Genomic DNA, 13,680 nt, shown 5'->3' with positions numbered 1-13,680 from the left:
AGACTCTGGTCAAAACGCCCGCGCCACCACCAGCGACCCAAATTGATCGGGTTCAGTCTGGCCCTTGAACTCCCGGGTGCGCCACACACTGGCAAAGCTCACTTGCCAGCGCTCCCAGGTCAGCGCGATACCCGCTTGCAGATCTCCAACCCATTGCTCCCGGTCTACGGAATGGCTGTTGCTGAAGGTGTTTCCGTCCAGCAGCATGTTATGAGCCATGTAACGGCCATCCAGATTGACGTAGCCGAACCAGGCGAACGATTGACCTGGCTCGAAGTAGGCACCGCTACCATAGCCCGGGTTGATAGACGGTAACCCCAAGCTGCGTGCCAGCCCTTTGCCAAAGCGCAAACCAAGGCCGCTGGAAGCATAGGTGTAAAGATTGCCGACCGCCGCCCCCAGTGCGGGCCCGTATTCAAGCTCCAAAGGTCCCAGCTGGGACTGCCGCCACCAACGCTGCCCGTAGGCCATGTTAAAAAAGGGTTCATTCTCAAGCTGATTATCCCAACCTTTGGGCTCATCACTGCTGGTGGCACGGTGTACCGCGCGCTGGAATCGCTCGCCTCCGGCACCCGGACCGACCAGCCCCAGATCCATGTGCCAGGCGCGACTATCGCGCCATTGCCCCTGGTCCCGGGATTGGAAGATCGACAGGCCGGCATAGGCCAGGCCCGCATAAGGGCGATCGTTTTCTATCAATGCCGCTATTTCGATGTCATCGGGGGTGTAAATCTGATGGCCGAAGCGATAGCTGGCCACATCCAGGTTGGCGGCAGACCACCCCAGGCCCTCGGTCATGGCCCGGGTCCAGTGCGCTTTATCCGGCACGAACGAGTAAGCAACTTCAATGCCGTTGGAGTAATGACCATCGCTGTCGGCAGCGATTATGTCATTTTCGACTTTAACCGCCAGTACCGCATCAGCGGCACTAGCGATGCCTGGCAGACAAAGAATACTACTCATCAGACCTAAACCAACAATCAACAATTCTAAAATTTTCATGGAATGGATAAGCCCTTCAAGATGGATTCAAATCACTAGATTGCACAATAGACAAATAGTTCTATTACTGCGAAAAACAACTCATCTGCTCTAATCCTTCGCCACTGGCCCCGGTGTCAGGGTAGTTGTCGCCTGATCGGTTTTATCTAAATCAAATCCCGGGGACGGTATGAGTCACGCAATGCCGAGTTACGCACCTGAGAGCAAAGAAGCGTTATTGAGAAAGCTATTACCGCCGCACAACCTGTCGGTGGCCGAGCTGGCCCAGCAGGAAGGCATGTCCGAGCAGACGCTATATAATTGGCGCAAACAAGCCAAGGCTGGAGGAGCTGCTGTGCCCGGAGACCTAAAGCTGACTGACAACTGGTCGGCAGAAGCCAAATTGGCAGTCGTTATCGAAACCGCGCCTCTCTCAGAATTGAACTGAGCGAATACTGGCGCTGCAAAGGGCTTTTATCCTCAGCAGGTTAAAGCCTGGAAGACGGCCTGCTTGAGCGGCCAGCACAGTGCCAAAGCACTAACCCAGTCTGACCGCGAGCAGGCAAAGGCCGACAAGAAACGCATCCGGCAATTGGAGCGTGAACTCAATCTCAAGGAGAAGGCGCTGGCAGAAGCCGCAGCCCTGCTGGTGCTGCGAAAAAAGCTGGGGCGACGACAGTGAGGACAGTTGATCTCGTTGCCAGTCAGGCAGACCTATGTCGAGTGGCACACCGATGCCATTACCAGCGGCGCTCGTAAGCGACGCGCATGTGACGAGCTAGGCATTATTAGCCTGCGCACCTTCCAGCGCAGGGCTGAGGTGGACACCATGAAGACCGACGGTCGGGTTACTGCACTACGCTCCACACCGGCCAACGCGCTAACCGAAGTTGAGCGTCAGACGATCCTGGAGCTGTGTAACAGCAAGGAGTTGCATCCTCAGCGAGAAATGCCTGGGCCAGCCGCTGGTACTGCACTCCGATAACGGCGCACCGATGAAGTCTGTCACCTTGTTGAGCAAGATGAACGATCTGGGTGTGACGCCTTCGCGCGGCAGGCCACGTGTGAGCAATGATAGCGTCTTCTCGGCGTCGCTGTTTCGAACCTTGAAATACTGCCCTCAATGGCCCAAGAACGGGTTTGGGAACTTGGATGAGGTCTAGGGCCTGGGTTAGAGACTTACTGCGCTGGTACAACACCGAGCATCGGCATAGCCGGATCCGCTTCGTGACGCCTGCACAGGTGGATCAGGGCTTGGATGTTGCCGTTCTGGCAAAGCGACACGAAGTGTATAAACGGGCCTATGCTGAAAGCCAGGAGCGCTGGGCACAACACACAAGAAACTGGCAGCCTATTGGGGATGTAGCACTGAACCCTGAGAGGCTTGAAGTAGCGCAGAAGGAAGCTGCGTAAATGAATGGTCTACGCGACAACTACGTTGACGAACACAGCTAGAGAGCAATTCGATTGAACGTTTTAAAATCTCTTTGGTCAATAATTCTGACAATTTGGAACAACCTAATGTGAGAGAACACGATATGAAGAAATCCATTCTGGCGAGTATTTGCGCTCTGGGCATGCTGACTCTGGTTGGTTGTGCCAGCGATTATGTAATCAGCACCAACGATGGCCGCATGATCGATAGCCAGGACAAGCCCGAGATCGACGAAGACACCGGCATGATCATGTACGAAGATGAAGAAGGCCGGGAAAATCAGATCCCACAATCTGACGTCAAGGAAATCAAGGAGCGCTGAGTTTCGCCAGCTTTCTCAACCGCCGCCCACTCAGTGGCCGGCGGTTTTTTTGTTCTTTGCGGTTTAGAAAATGGCAGCAACATGAAAGTTAAAATGGATTCCCGCCTGCGCGGAATGACGGGGCTTGGAGTGCCCGTGGTTACAGGAGTGAGGCTCGGCCAGATATCATGGGGGCGATGCGGCCGCACCCGCTGGCGGTTGACTGGCCCGTTGCTCAAGACCATCAGCTTTATGCTGTACAACATTCCAGTCGGCGCGCTGCAGCCGCTGCAGGAGAACAACGAGTACAGGGAAAGGGTACTGCACCTGGAGCTGATTATGCGATGGCTGCCTATCTGCACCCCATAGAAATGCGGTACACCACCGGCTGTTTAACCGGCGGTCCTGAAAAGTCAGGCCGTTCGCAGTGCCGGGCTCAGGCGTAACATATCCAGAATCCCGTCAGCCAAGGTTTCCGCCTTCGCCTCCAGATCAAGCCCCTCTGGTACCAACAGCCATTGATCCAGCACACCGGTGATAAAAGCGTGTACACAGCGGCTGGACACCGCCAGATCCAGATCTTCAGGTAATTGCCCTTTAGCGACCGCGTTACTCAAGCTTAGTTCTATGTTGTGATTATATTCTCGACGAAACGCTTGCATCCATTGGCGCAAATTTCCTAGGTCTTCAGTGTATTCGCATTTGTGAAAAAGAATCTCGCTGACCCGTCGCACTTCCGGATCAGTGGATACGCGGCGAAAAATGGTTACCAGTAAATCGCGCAGACACCCCAGCGGATCGGGCTCATTGGAGTTGCGGCTGGCTTCACTAAGCGGTTGCAGAGGTATATTAACGCGCTCAAGCAGCGCCCCCACCAGCTCGGATTTGTCCTGAAAGTGCCAGTAGATAGCGCCCCTTGTCACTCCGGCGGCAATAGCAATCTCGGCCAAAGAAGTGCGTGAAATACCTTTGCGACAGAAACACAGCTCTGCTGCCGAGAGTATCTGGCTGTAGGTCACCTGCGCCGCTTCTTTTGTCCGCCTAACCATATGCTCTATCATCCGCTCATCGTCTAAACCCATACAGCCTGTTTAAAAGCTTTTACACGCCAATAAATAATGTTACCAAAGGTATCGAGTATTTACAAACATCCATGAGTGTAGGTATATTGTTAGCCAATCGGTCATATCTATCCTTGCTGAACCATAAAACTCTGCGTTGCATCCTTAATGAGGATTTTTCATGCTTATCCCTATTCCTGTGAAGGTCGGACTCCTTCCCTTGGTAGTCCTACTCGGTCTGCTAAGCGCCTGCGGGCAGCAAAATAAGCCTATCTCCGCTCAGGCGGGATCAAAACAGGCTGTTGAAGTAGGCATCGTGGTCCTCGCAGCAGAGCCATTTGAACTAACCACCGATCTGCCGGGCCGAACGGCGGCCTTTCGCATGGCCGAAGTGCGCCCCCAGGTAGACGGCATCATCCAGAAGCGTCTGTTTGAAGAAGGCAGCGAAGTAAAGGCTGGTGAGCAGCTGTACCAGATCGATGCGTCGGTCTACCGCTCCGCTCTGAACAGCGCAAAAGCCGCCCACTTGTCCAGCAAAGCACTCAGCGACCGTTACGAGCAATTGATCGAAGATCAAGCCGTGAGCCGCCAAGAGTATGATGAAGCCCGCGCCAGCAGCCTGCAAACCCAGGCCGCGCTGGAGCGTGCCGAGATCGATTTGCGTTATACCCAGGTCAGAGCGCCCATCGATGGGCGTATCGGCCGCTCGGCGGTCAGCGAAGGCGCGCTGGTGAACAACGGCCAGGCCGCGGCAATGGCGACTATTCAGCAGCTGGACCCTATCTATGTGGACGTGACCCAGCCCGCCCGCGACTTGCTAGCGCTGCGCCGTGATCTGGACGAAGGTCGCCTGCAGAAGGCCGGTGACAACGCGGCCCAGGCGACCCTGCAAATGGAAGACGGCAGCGTTTACCCGCATCAGGGCACGCTGGAATTTTCTGAAGTATCGGTCGACGCCGGCACCGGCTCGGTGACCTTGCGTGCTGTATTCCCCAACCCGGACAATATGCTTCTGCCGGGTATGTTCGTGCACGCGCAACTGGTCGCCGGTACCCGCTCGGAGGCCATTCTGGCGCCGCAACAAGGGATCACCCGTACCCCCAGAGGCCAGGCCACGGCGCTGGTGGTCAACGCCGACAATATCGTCGAGCTGCGCGAGGTACGCACCGAACGCACCGTGGGCAATCGCTGGCTGATCAGCGAAGGGCTGAATGACGGTGATCGGCTGATCACTGAAGGCCTGCAGTTCGTTAAACCGGGCGATGAAGTCAAGACCGTTGCGGCCGGTAATGTATCCGAGCCAGCGCCCGTCGCCGGCCAGGAAGGATAATTAGCATGCCTCGTTTCTTCATCGACCGTCCGATCTTCGCCTGGGTAATTGCCTTGGTGATCATGCTGGCAGGCGGGCTTTCCGTGCTGAGCCTGCCAGTCAATCAATACCCGAGTATCGCCCCACCGGCTGTGGGTATCTCCGTCAACTACCCCGGCGCGTCGGCACAGACGGTGCAGGACACTGTAGTCCAGGTGATCGAGCAGCAACTCAACGGTATTGATGGCCTGCGCTATATCCGCTCGGACAGCAACTCCGACGGCAGCATGGAAATCACCGTGACCTTTAACCAGGGCGTGGATCCAGACATCGCCCAGGTACAGGTGCAGAACAAGCTGCAGCTAGCCACCCCTCTGTTGCCGCAGGAAGTCCAACAACAGGGCATCCGCGTGACCAAGTCGGTGCGCAACTTCTTGATGGTCATCGGCGTGGTCTCCACCGATGGCAGCATGAGCCGAGATGACCTCTCCGATTACATCACTTCCAATATCCAGGATCCGGTCTCGCGTACTACCGGTGTGGGCGACTTCCAGGTATTTGGTGCGCCATACGCCATGCGCATCTGGCTGGATCCGGCCAAGCTGAATAACTTCCAGCTCACGCCCACCGACGTCAGCGCCGCGATTCAGGCGCAGAACGTACAGATTTCCTCCGGCCAGTTTGGTGGCCTGCCGGCCGTGCCCGGGCAACAGTTAAGCGCGACCATCATCGGCAAAACCCGCCTGCAAACCCCCGAGCAGTTCCGCGAGATACTGCTCAAAGCGAATCCGGACGGCTCGCAAGTGCGTTTGAAAGATGTCGCCCGAGTCGAACTGGGCGCTCAGAACGCGAATATCTCCGCCCAGTTCAACGGCATGCCCGCCTCCGGCCTGGCAATCAAGCTGGCCACCGGCGCCAACGCACTGGATACCGCTGCAGCGGTAAAAAAGACCATTGCCGATCTGGAGCCATTCTTCCCGCCCGGTATGAAGGTCGAATACCCCTATGAAACCGCGCCGGTTGTATCGGCGTCGATCACAGGTGTGGTGCATACCCTGCTCGAAGCTGTGGTGCTGGTGTTCCTGGTGATGTATCTGTTCCTGCAGAACTTCCGCGCCACGCTGATTCCGACGCTGGCGGTGCCGGTAGTGATTCTTGGCACCTTCGGTGTGCTTTCGGTATTCGGCTTTACCATCAACATTCTGACCATGTTTGCTATGGTGCTGGCCATCGGTCTACTGGTGGATGACGCCATTGTGGTGGTCGAGAACGTCGAGCGCGTGATGGCCGAGGAAGGCCTGTCGCCGGTGGAAGCGACGCGCAAGTCGATGGATCAGATCCAGGGTGCGCTGGTGGGTATCGGCCTGGTGCTGTCCGCAGTATTTATCCCCATGGCTTTCTTTGGTGGCTCCACCGGGGTGATCTATCGCCAATTTGCGATCACCATTGCCTCTGCGATGACCCTCTCGGTGCTGGTGGCAATGATCTTTACCCCAGCGCTCTGCGCGACCATGCTCAAGCCGATCCCCAAGGGCGGCCACCATGAGAAGCGCGGTTTCTTCGGCTGGTTCAACCGTACCTTCAATCGCGGCGTCGGCCGTTACGAGCGTGGCGTCGCCAGCATGCTCAAGCGCAAGACGCCCTACGTGTTGTTGTATCTTGTCATCGTCGCGGTCATGGCCGTGCTCTTCACCCGCATTCCCACGGCTTTTCTGCCGGACGAGGATCAGGGGGTGCTCTACGCCCAGGTGCAGACCCCAGCCGGCTCTACCGCCGAACGTACCCAGCAGACCATCGACACCATGCGCGATTATCTGTTGGAGGAAGAGGGCGACGTGGTCAATTCGGTCTTTACCGTCACCGGCTTCAACTTCGCTGGCCGCGGGCAGAACTCGGGATTGGCCTTTATCGGCCTCAAGCCCTGGGATGAACGAGCCGACCCGGACCTCAGCGTATTTGCGCTGGCCGAGCGCGCCCAGGCTAAGTTCAAGTCCTATCGTGATGCCATGGTTTTCGCCTTCGCCCCCCCCGCGGTGATGGAGCTGGGTAACGCCACCGGCTTCAACCTGTTCCTGCAGGACAATGCCGGGGTCGGTCACGACACCCTGATGCAGGCGCGCAATCAACTGCTCGGCATGGCCGCGCAGCACCCTGCCCTGATGGCTGTGCGCCCCAACGGCCTGGAGGACGAGCCGCAATACCAGTTGACCGTGGACGACGAAAAAGCTCGCGTGCTCGGCGTGTCACTTGCCGAAGTGAACAGTACCCAATCGATTGCCTGGGGCTCCAGCTACGTCAATGACTTTATCGACCGCGGCCGGGTCAAGCGCGTGTATTTGCAAGGCGAGGCCAGTGCCCGTATGGGCCCTGATGATCTGGGCAAATGGTTTGTGCGCAACAGCAGCGGCGAGATGGTGCCGTTCAATGCCATCGCCAGCGGTGAATGGATTTACGGCTCACCCAAGCTGTCGCGCTACAACGGTGTGGCTGCGATGGAAATCATGGGTGAGGCCGCGCCCGGTTACAGCACCGGTGACGCCATGGCGGCGATAGAAGAGATCGCCCAGAAGTTGCCGCAAGGTATCGGCGTGGCCTGGACCGGTCTTTCCTACGAAGAGCGTATCTCCGGAGATCAGGCGCCGATGCTCTATGCGCTGTCCTTGCTGGTAGTATTCCTCTGTCTGGCGGCGCTGTACGAGAGCTGGTCAATTCCGCTGGTAGTGATGCTGGTGGTGCCGCTGGGTGTGATTGGTGCGCTGATGGCCACTTTGGGCCGCGGGCTGACCAATGACGTATTCTTCCAGGTAGGACTGCTGACCACCGTCGGCCTGACGGCGAAGAACGCGATTCTGATCGTCGAGTTCGCCAAGGACCTGCACGAGCAGGGCATGAGCCTGTTTGACGCCGCAGTGGAAGCCTGCCGCATGCGTCTGCGCCCGATCATCATGACCTCGCTGGCCTTCACCCTCGGCGTCGTGCCCCTGGCGCTGGCCAGCGGTGCGGGTGCCGGTAGCTCGCATGCGATCGGTACCGGCGTGATCGGCGGCATGATCACCGCTACCGTGCTGGCGATCTTCTGGGTGCCGCTGTTCTTCGTAATGATTTCATCGCTGTTCGGCGGCAAAAAAGCCAAGGCCGAGAATGACCAGGCCAGCACGCAGTCAGACACACAGCAAGTTAACAAGGAGGGCTCGCCATGAAGCGCATTTTGATCGGGGGCGTGCTGACCCTGGCGCTGACCGGCTGCTCTATGATGCCTGATTATGAGCGCCCGGCCTCACCGGTGGCCAAGGTATGGCCAGAGGGTGAAGCCTATGAAAACGCCGCAGCCGAACCACTGACTGCGCCGCCGGCATGGCAGAGCTTTTTCCGCGACGCGCAACTGCGCCAGTTGATTGATGTGGCGCTGGAAAACAATCGTGATCTGCGGGTGGCCGCCCTGAACGTGGAGGCAACCCGAGCGCTCTACCGCATCCAGCGCGCCGACCGCTTTCCCAGCCTGAGTGCTGATGCGGGCGGCAACCGCACCCGCACGCCCGATGACCTCAACGGCACCACGCAAAGCGGCATCACCAGCCAGTACAGCGCGACACTTGGCGTCGCCTGGGAAGTGGATCTGTTCGGCCGTCTTGGCAGCCTGCAGCAACAGGCTCTAGAGGAGTACCTGGCCACTGAAGCGGCGCAGCGCAGCGTTCAGGTCAGCCTGATCGCCAGCGTGGCCAATACCTACCTGCTCTGGCAGGCGGACCAGGCGCTCCTCGACGCAACCCGGGCGACCCTGGAAACCTATGACGAGAGCCTGCGGCTGACCCAGCGCAGCTTCGATGTCGGCATCGCTTCTTCCCTGGAGCTGACTCAGGCGCGTACTGCTGTGGAAACCGCGCGCAGCAGCCTGGCGCGCTATACCCGGCTGGTCGCCGAGGATCGCAACGCGCTGGCCCTGCTGCTTGGCCAACGGGTGCCGGTGTTGCCTGCCGAACAGCCGCAACTGGATAGCGACCTGCTTGCCGAACTCCCGGTCGGTCTGCCCTCCGACGTACTCCTGCAACGCCCGGATATTCTCCAGGCCGAGTACCAGTTGCGTGGAGCCAATGCCAATATCGGCGCGGCGCGGGCAGCGTTCTTCCCTAGCATCAGCCTGACGGCCAATGCCGGTAGCGCCAGCAGTCAGTTATCCGGCCTGTTCGACAGTGGCTCGGAATACTGGAGCTTCTCGCCCAGCATCAGCCTGCCCATTTTCAATGCCGGGCGGCTGCAGGCCAACCTGAACTATGCCGAAGTGATTCGCGATGTGCGGGTGGCCGAGTATGAACAGGCCATTCAGGTCGCCTTCAGCGAAGTGGCCGACGGCCTCGCCGCACGTGAAACCTACGTGGACCAGGTGGGTGCGCAACAACGGCTGCTTGAGGCCAGCGAAGATTACTTTCAGATCGCCGAACGCCGCTACCGCACTGGCGTGGACAGCTACCTGATCCTGCTTGATGCGCAGCGCCAGCTGTTCACCGCTCGTCAACAGCTGATCACCGACCAGTTGAACCAGCTGACCAGCGAGGTTGATTTGTTTCGCGCGCTGGGTGGTGGCTGGCCGAGTGCAGACGCCCAGCCAGAATAAAAATCTTGCAAGGAGGCGTCTTGTTCACGATGTTGCCGTGAACAAGACGCTCTATGAACACGTGGTTGATCACGCCCTTCCTTGATGCTGGCTTCCCGTCATTTCCATTTCAGATCCGGCTAAAGGCGATAGGGTCGCCAACCTTGTGAGCGAGCCCCAACTCGCCTGACAATCCTGCGTTCTGGTTTTCCACCCATCGCTATATCGGCACCCGCTGCCAGGCCCAAACCGATCCCTCAGTGCAATAATCACAATGCCGAGCGGCATCACTACGCGCTGATAAAACTATTGCCTGCGCAGCAAAAAAGTCACCGGGACCACCGCCATCACCCTAATTGGGCCAACTCCACCTATATTGCAGCTCACCAGCGCAATCATGCGTGAGGAGGTATCGCTCATGAAATCCGCCAGCACGCTGGCAAAACCGAAACCGAAACCGAAGCCCATCAACTACCTGCGTTGGCCCAGAAAAGGGCAGATGATATTAACGGCGGCAGCGACGATAGACAGCGCGATAAAGGTTTCCACCCATTCGACAGGCAACCTTACGATTCCCAGAGTGGAAATGACCAAGGTGACTGAGTGTGCTACCGTGAGGGCGGTCGCAATCAGCGCGACGTCCTTGCCCGCCTTGCCGAGCCGGTCCTCTGGAATGCCCCGGGTTTTTGGACACGTTGAAGCCTCATGCTGAAGCGGCCTCGAAAGCCTCTGGGCTTAAGCCGCCCAGATGGTTGTGGCGCCGATTTCGATTATAAAACACTTCGATGTAATCAAAGATATCTGCGCGAGCTAAGTCTCTGGTTTTGTAGATGCGCTTCCTAATGCGCTCTTTTTTCAAACTACTAAAAAATGACTCCGCGACAGCATTGTCCCAACAATTGCCGCGCCGACTCATACTGGGTTCAAGGTTGTGGTGATGACAGAATCGTCTCCAGTCGTCGCTACCATATTGAGACCCCTGATCTGAGTGAACCAGCACTCGGCTAGTGGGTTTGCGACGCCAGACAGCCATCATGAGCGCGTCTAGAACAATCTCGCGTGCTAGCGTCGGTTTCATGGACCAGCCCACTACTCTGCGTGAGAACAGATCCAGTACGACTGCCAGGTATAGCCACCCTTGCCAGGTCCTAATGTAAGTAATATCGGTTACCCAAGCGGTGTCTGGTGTGGTCACCTTAAATTCCCGGTTAAGCGTATTGGGTGCCAGGATCGATGGTCGGCCGTTCACAACTCTTGGCTTTTTATAACCGTGTATCGCTTTGATATTATTGGTCTTCATGATGCGATGGACTCTGTGCTTACCGCACGTCTCACCAGCCTCTTTCAGGTCCATTGATATCCGCCGATAGCCATAGACGCCAAAGCTGGCACCGTAAGAAGCATGTATCAAAGGCAGCAGCCGAGCATCTTCGACAGCTCTGTCGGACAACGGCCGGAAACGCCATGCGTAGTAGCCGCTTCGCGAGATATCAAGCAGGTTGCACATGGTGCGCACCGGAAACTCGCTACTGTGGTCAGCAACAAATCGGTACTTCACTCGGGTTGGCTTGCGAAGTACCGAGCGGCCTTTTTTAAGATATCTCGCTCCTCCTCAGTTCGTCGAAGCTGGGCTCGCAGCTTAAGAATTTCCTTCTTTGCGTCGTTGAGCTCTGAGGTCTGTTCGTCGGATTTACTTGGCTTGATGGCCTTGACCCATTTGTGAAGGCTGTGGGCAGAGACACCCAGTCGCTCCGAGACCTCGGCTACTGGGTAACCCCTCTCGACGATCTGCCGGACCGCTTCGTCTTTGAATTCGGGTGAATATCGCTGGTTACTCATCACTTCCTCCTATGCTCAAATAATAGGCTAGAAGTGTCCAGGTAACCCGGGGCATTCCACAACCGGCCAACTTAATTGACGCTGGACCGGACAAGATAGTTGACGCTAGATAACCGCGCCCGCAACCGGGTGAAAATCCTGTACTGGGAGCGCAACGGTTTCTGTCTCTGGTTGAAGCGATTGGAAGCCGAACGATTCAAAGCGCCACCTGATCCTGGCGACGATGCCATTGAGCTGACCGCCGAAGAATTGAACTGGATGCTGGACGGGTTTGACCTCTGGAGAAACAAGCCGCACAGGGTGTTGAGGCCCCGTTACGTGGCCTGATTTTGGTATAATCCACGGCATGATTTCCTTGCCCGACACCCTGCCCAATGACCCGGATTTGCTCAAGCAGATGCTTTTGCAGATGCAGTCTCGGGTGTCGTTGTTGCAGGAAGAAAACACCCTGCTGCGTCACGTCTGTTCGGTCGCAAGTCGGAACAAAGCGTTGATCCGCAGTCGCCTCAACTGGCGATGTTCAACGAAGCCGAAAGCCTTGCCGCTGAAGCACCGGCTGAAGAAGACGAAGAAACCGTTGCTCCAGAGTCCGTTAAAAAGCGTGGCAAGCGCAAACCGCTACCAGCGGAATTACCCCGAGTCGAAGTCGTTCATGAGCTGGGAGAGCACGAGCTGACCAGTGATTGCGGCTGCCGCAAGCAGGCGATCGTTGAAGAAACCAGCGAACAGCTGGAAATCATCCCGATGCAGATCCGCGTCATCCGGCACATTCGCAAGGTCTATGCCTGCAAAGTCTGCGAAAGCGCGCCGGTAACCGCTGACAAGCCCGCTCAGTTGATTGAAAAGAGCATGGCCAGCCCCAGCGTGCTGGCCATGCTGCTGACCACCAAGTATGCCGACGGTCTGCCATTGCATCGGTTCGAGAAAGTACTCAAACGTCACGGTGTTGAGATACCTCGGCAAACGCTGGCCCGATGGGTCATGCAATGTGGCGCTCATCTGCAGCCACTGGTCAATCTACTGCGCGACAGGCTGCTGGAAAGCCCGGTTATCCACTGTGACGAAACACGCTTGTAGGTACTCAAAGAGCCGGATCGCGATCCCGGCAGTCAATCCTGGATGTGGGTACAGACCGGTGGTCCGCCAGCGCATCCGGTGATCCTGTTTGAGTACACATCAAGCCGTGCCCAGGAAGTGCCGCAGCGCCTACTGGAGGGCTACCGTGGCTATTTGATGACAGACGACTACGCCGGTGACAACGCCATTGCTGCGCAGGACGGCGTAGAACGTCTGGGCTGCTGGGCGCACGCCCGGCGCAAGTTCATCGATGCCCAGAAAGCACAGCCCAAAGGCAAGACAGGTCGTGCCGATATGGCACTGAGTCTGATCAAAAAACTGTATGGCATAGAGCGAGAATGCAAAGAGCTCGACGAAGTCAGCCGCCTGCAAGCACGCAAGCACGCAAGCACGCAAGCTCAAGAGCGAGCCCGTGTTGCAAAAGCTGAAAGCCTGGCTGGATAAAGCCCATCCCCAGGTCACACCGCAAAGCGCCCTGGGTAAAGCGGTGGGATACCTCGCCAGCAACTGGTCGAAACTGATCCGTTACACAGAGGCAGGTCACCTGCCCATCGACAACAACTCCGCAGAGCGGGCCATCCGCCCGTTCGTGATTGGCCGCAAGAACTGGCTGTTCAGTGACACACCCCGAGGCGCCCAGGCCAGCGCGCTGATATACAGTCTGATCGAGACTGCCAAAGCCAACGGGCAGGAACCTTATGCCTGGCTGCGCCACGTGCTGGAACGGCTACCGCTGGCAGCGTCCGCCGAAGATTACGAAGCACTACTGCCCTGGCGCTGCGGCCCGGTTGCTTACCGATCTGCAACGATCATCGCAATACGGGGTTTATGGATCGCTTACAGATGATGTGGCGGCCCTCCGGTCTGCACCCACATCGAAGATTGACTGCCAGGATCTCGGTCCGATTCTTTGAGTACCTACAAGCGTGTTTCGTCACAGTGAATGACCGGGCTTTCCAGTAACCTGTCGCGCAGTATATTGACCAGCGACTGTAGATGATCGCCGCATTGCATGACCCATCGAGCCGGGGTTTGCCGGGGCGACTGCGGATCAACACTCTGCTCGGATTTGCGCCCGAACAGGCG

Annotated in this window: 11 protein-coding genes and 3 pseudogenes; 9 read left to right on the top strand and 5 right to left on the bottom strand. The window is 57.5% G+C overall.

The window, feature by feature from the left end; genetic code table 11:
- Positions 1-9: 9 nt before the first annotated feature.
- Positions 10-963 (bottom strand): lipid A deacylase LpxR family protein, encoded by a 954-nt coding sequence (locus tag EAO82_RS00455; protein WP_231703259.1) that lies wholly within the window; start codon positions 961-963, stop codon positions 10-12.
- Between the two features lie 208 nt (positions 964-1,171).
- On the opposite strand from EAO82_RS00455, the gene EAO82_RS21160 reads away from it, so the two are divergent.
- The 4 genes and pseudogenes from EAO82_RS21160 (at position 1,172) to EAO82_RS00440 (ending at position 3,086) form a co-directional block, all read left to right on the top strand.
- Positions 1,172-1,429 (top strand): transposase, encoded by a 258-nt coding sequence (locus EAO82_RS21160; protein WP_410402937.1) that lies wholly within the window; start codon positions 1,172-1,174, stop codon positions 1,427-1,429.
- 18 nt (positions 1,430-1,447) lie between these two features.
- Positions 1,448-2,394 (top strand): annotated as a pseudogene (locus tag EAO82_RS00450) (integrase core domain-containing protein); the annotation flags it as partial.
- A 125-nt stretch (positions 2,395-2,519) separates the two neighbouring features.
- Positions 2,520-2,738: a YgdI/YgdR family lipoprotein gene (locus tag EAO82_RS00445; protein WP_149331781.1), complete on the top strand. Its 219-nt coding sequence runs from the start codon at positions 2,520-2,522 to the stop codon at positions 2,736-2,738.
- Positions 2,739-2,819: 81 nt separating this feature from the next.
- Entirely contained in the window at positions 2,820-3,086 is a 267-nt protein-coding gene (locus EAO82_RS00440) for a hypothetical protein (RefSeq protein ID WP_143520370.1), read from the top strand.
- Between the two features lie 44 nt (positions 3,087-3,130).
- Here EAO82_RS00440 and EAO82_RS00435 read toward each other — a convergent pair whose 3' ends face one another.
- Positions 3,131-3,766 (bottom strand): TetR family transcriptional regulator, encoded by a 636-nt coding sequence (locus tag EAO82_RS00435; protein WP_096347848.1) that lies wholly within the window; start codon positions 3,764-3,766, stop codon positions 3,131-3,133.
- Positions 3,767-3,971: 205 nt separating this feature from the next.
- On the opposite strand from EAO82_RS00435, the gene EAO82_RS00430 reads away from it, so the two are divergent.
- Genes EAO82_RS00430 through EAO82_RS00420 form a run of 3 tightly spaced genes read left to right on the top strand, consistent with a single transcriptional unit; the run spans position 3,972 to position 9,699 of the window.
- On the top strand, positions 3,972-5,108 hold the full coding sequence (locus tag EAO82_RS00430) for an efflux RND transporter periplasmic adaptor subunit (protein ID WP_410402950.1): 1,137 nt from the start codon (positions 3,972-3,974) through the stop codon (positions 5,106-5,108).
- A gap of 5 nt (positions 5,109-5,113) precedes the next feature.
- Positions 5,114-8,287 (top strand): efflux RND transporter permease subunit, encoded by a 3,174-nt coding sequence (locus EAO82_RS00425; protein WP_153274258.1) that lies wholly within the window; start codon positions 5,114-5,116, stop codon positions 8,285-8,287.
- Entirely contained in the window at positions 8,284-9,699 is a 1,416-nt protein-coding gene (locus EAO82_RS00420; protein ID WP_096347160.1) for an efflux transporter outer membrane subunit, read from the top strand. Before EAO82_RS00425 ends, EAO82_RS00420 begins: the two co-directional genes overlap by 4 nt.
- 450 nt (positions 9,700-10,149) lie before the next feature.
- Here the strand turns inward: EAO82_RS00420 and EAO82_RS21155 are convergent, their stop codons facing one another.
- Together EAO82_RS21155 and EAO82_RS00410 are read right to left on the bottom strand one after the other, a co-directional pair.
- Positions 10,150-10,353, bottom strand: a complete 204-nt coding sequence (locus tag EAO82_RS21155; protein ID WP_096347161.1) for a HupE/UreJ family protein — start codon at positions 10,351-10,353, stop codon at positions 10,150-10,152.
- Positions 10,354-10,381: 28 nt separating this feature from the next.
- A protein-coding gene (locus EAO82_RS00410; RefSeq protein WP_221412494.1) for an IS3 family transposase occupies positions 10,382-11,517 on the bottom strand; the annotation gives its coding sequence in 2 pieces (ribosomal slippage) (positions 10,382-11,277 and positions 11,277-11,517; 1,137 coding nt in all).
- Positions 11,518-11,616: 99 nt separating this feature from the next.
- Here EAO82_RS00410 and tnpB point away from each other — a divergent pair.
- On the top strand, positions 11,617-11,844 hold the full coding sequence (gene tnpB / locus EAO82_RS00400; RefSeq protein ID WP_153274256.1) for an IS66 family insertion sequence element accessory protein TnpB: 228 nt from the start codon (positions 11,617-11,619) through the stop codon (positions 11,842-11,844).
- 19 nt (positions 11,845-11,863) lie between these two features.
- Positions 11,864-13,441 (top strand): annotated as a pseudogene (gene tnpC, locus EAO82_RS00395) (IS66 family transposase).
- A 2-nt stretch (positions 13,442-13,443) separates the two neighbouring features.
- Here tnpC and EAO82_RS20920 read toward each other — a convergent pair.
- Positions 13,444-13,635: pseudogene (locus EAO82_RS20920) on the bottom strand (transposase); the annotation flags it as partial.
- Positions 13,636-13,680 lie beyond the last annotated feature (45 nt).

The sequence above is a fragment of the Halopseudomonas pelagia genome, assembly GCF_009497895.1.
GTDB lineage: Bacteria > Pseudomonadota > Gammaproteobacteria > Pseudomonadales > Pseudomonadaceae > Halopseudomonas > Halopseudomonas pelagia_A.
This window is presented reverse-complemented; position numbering and strand designations above follow the sequence as displayed.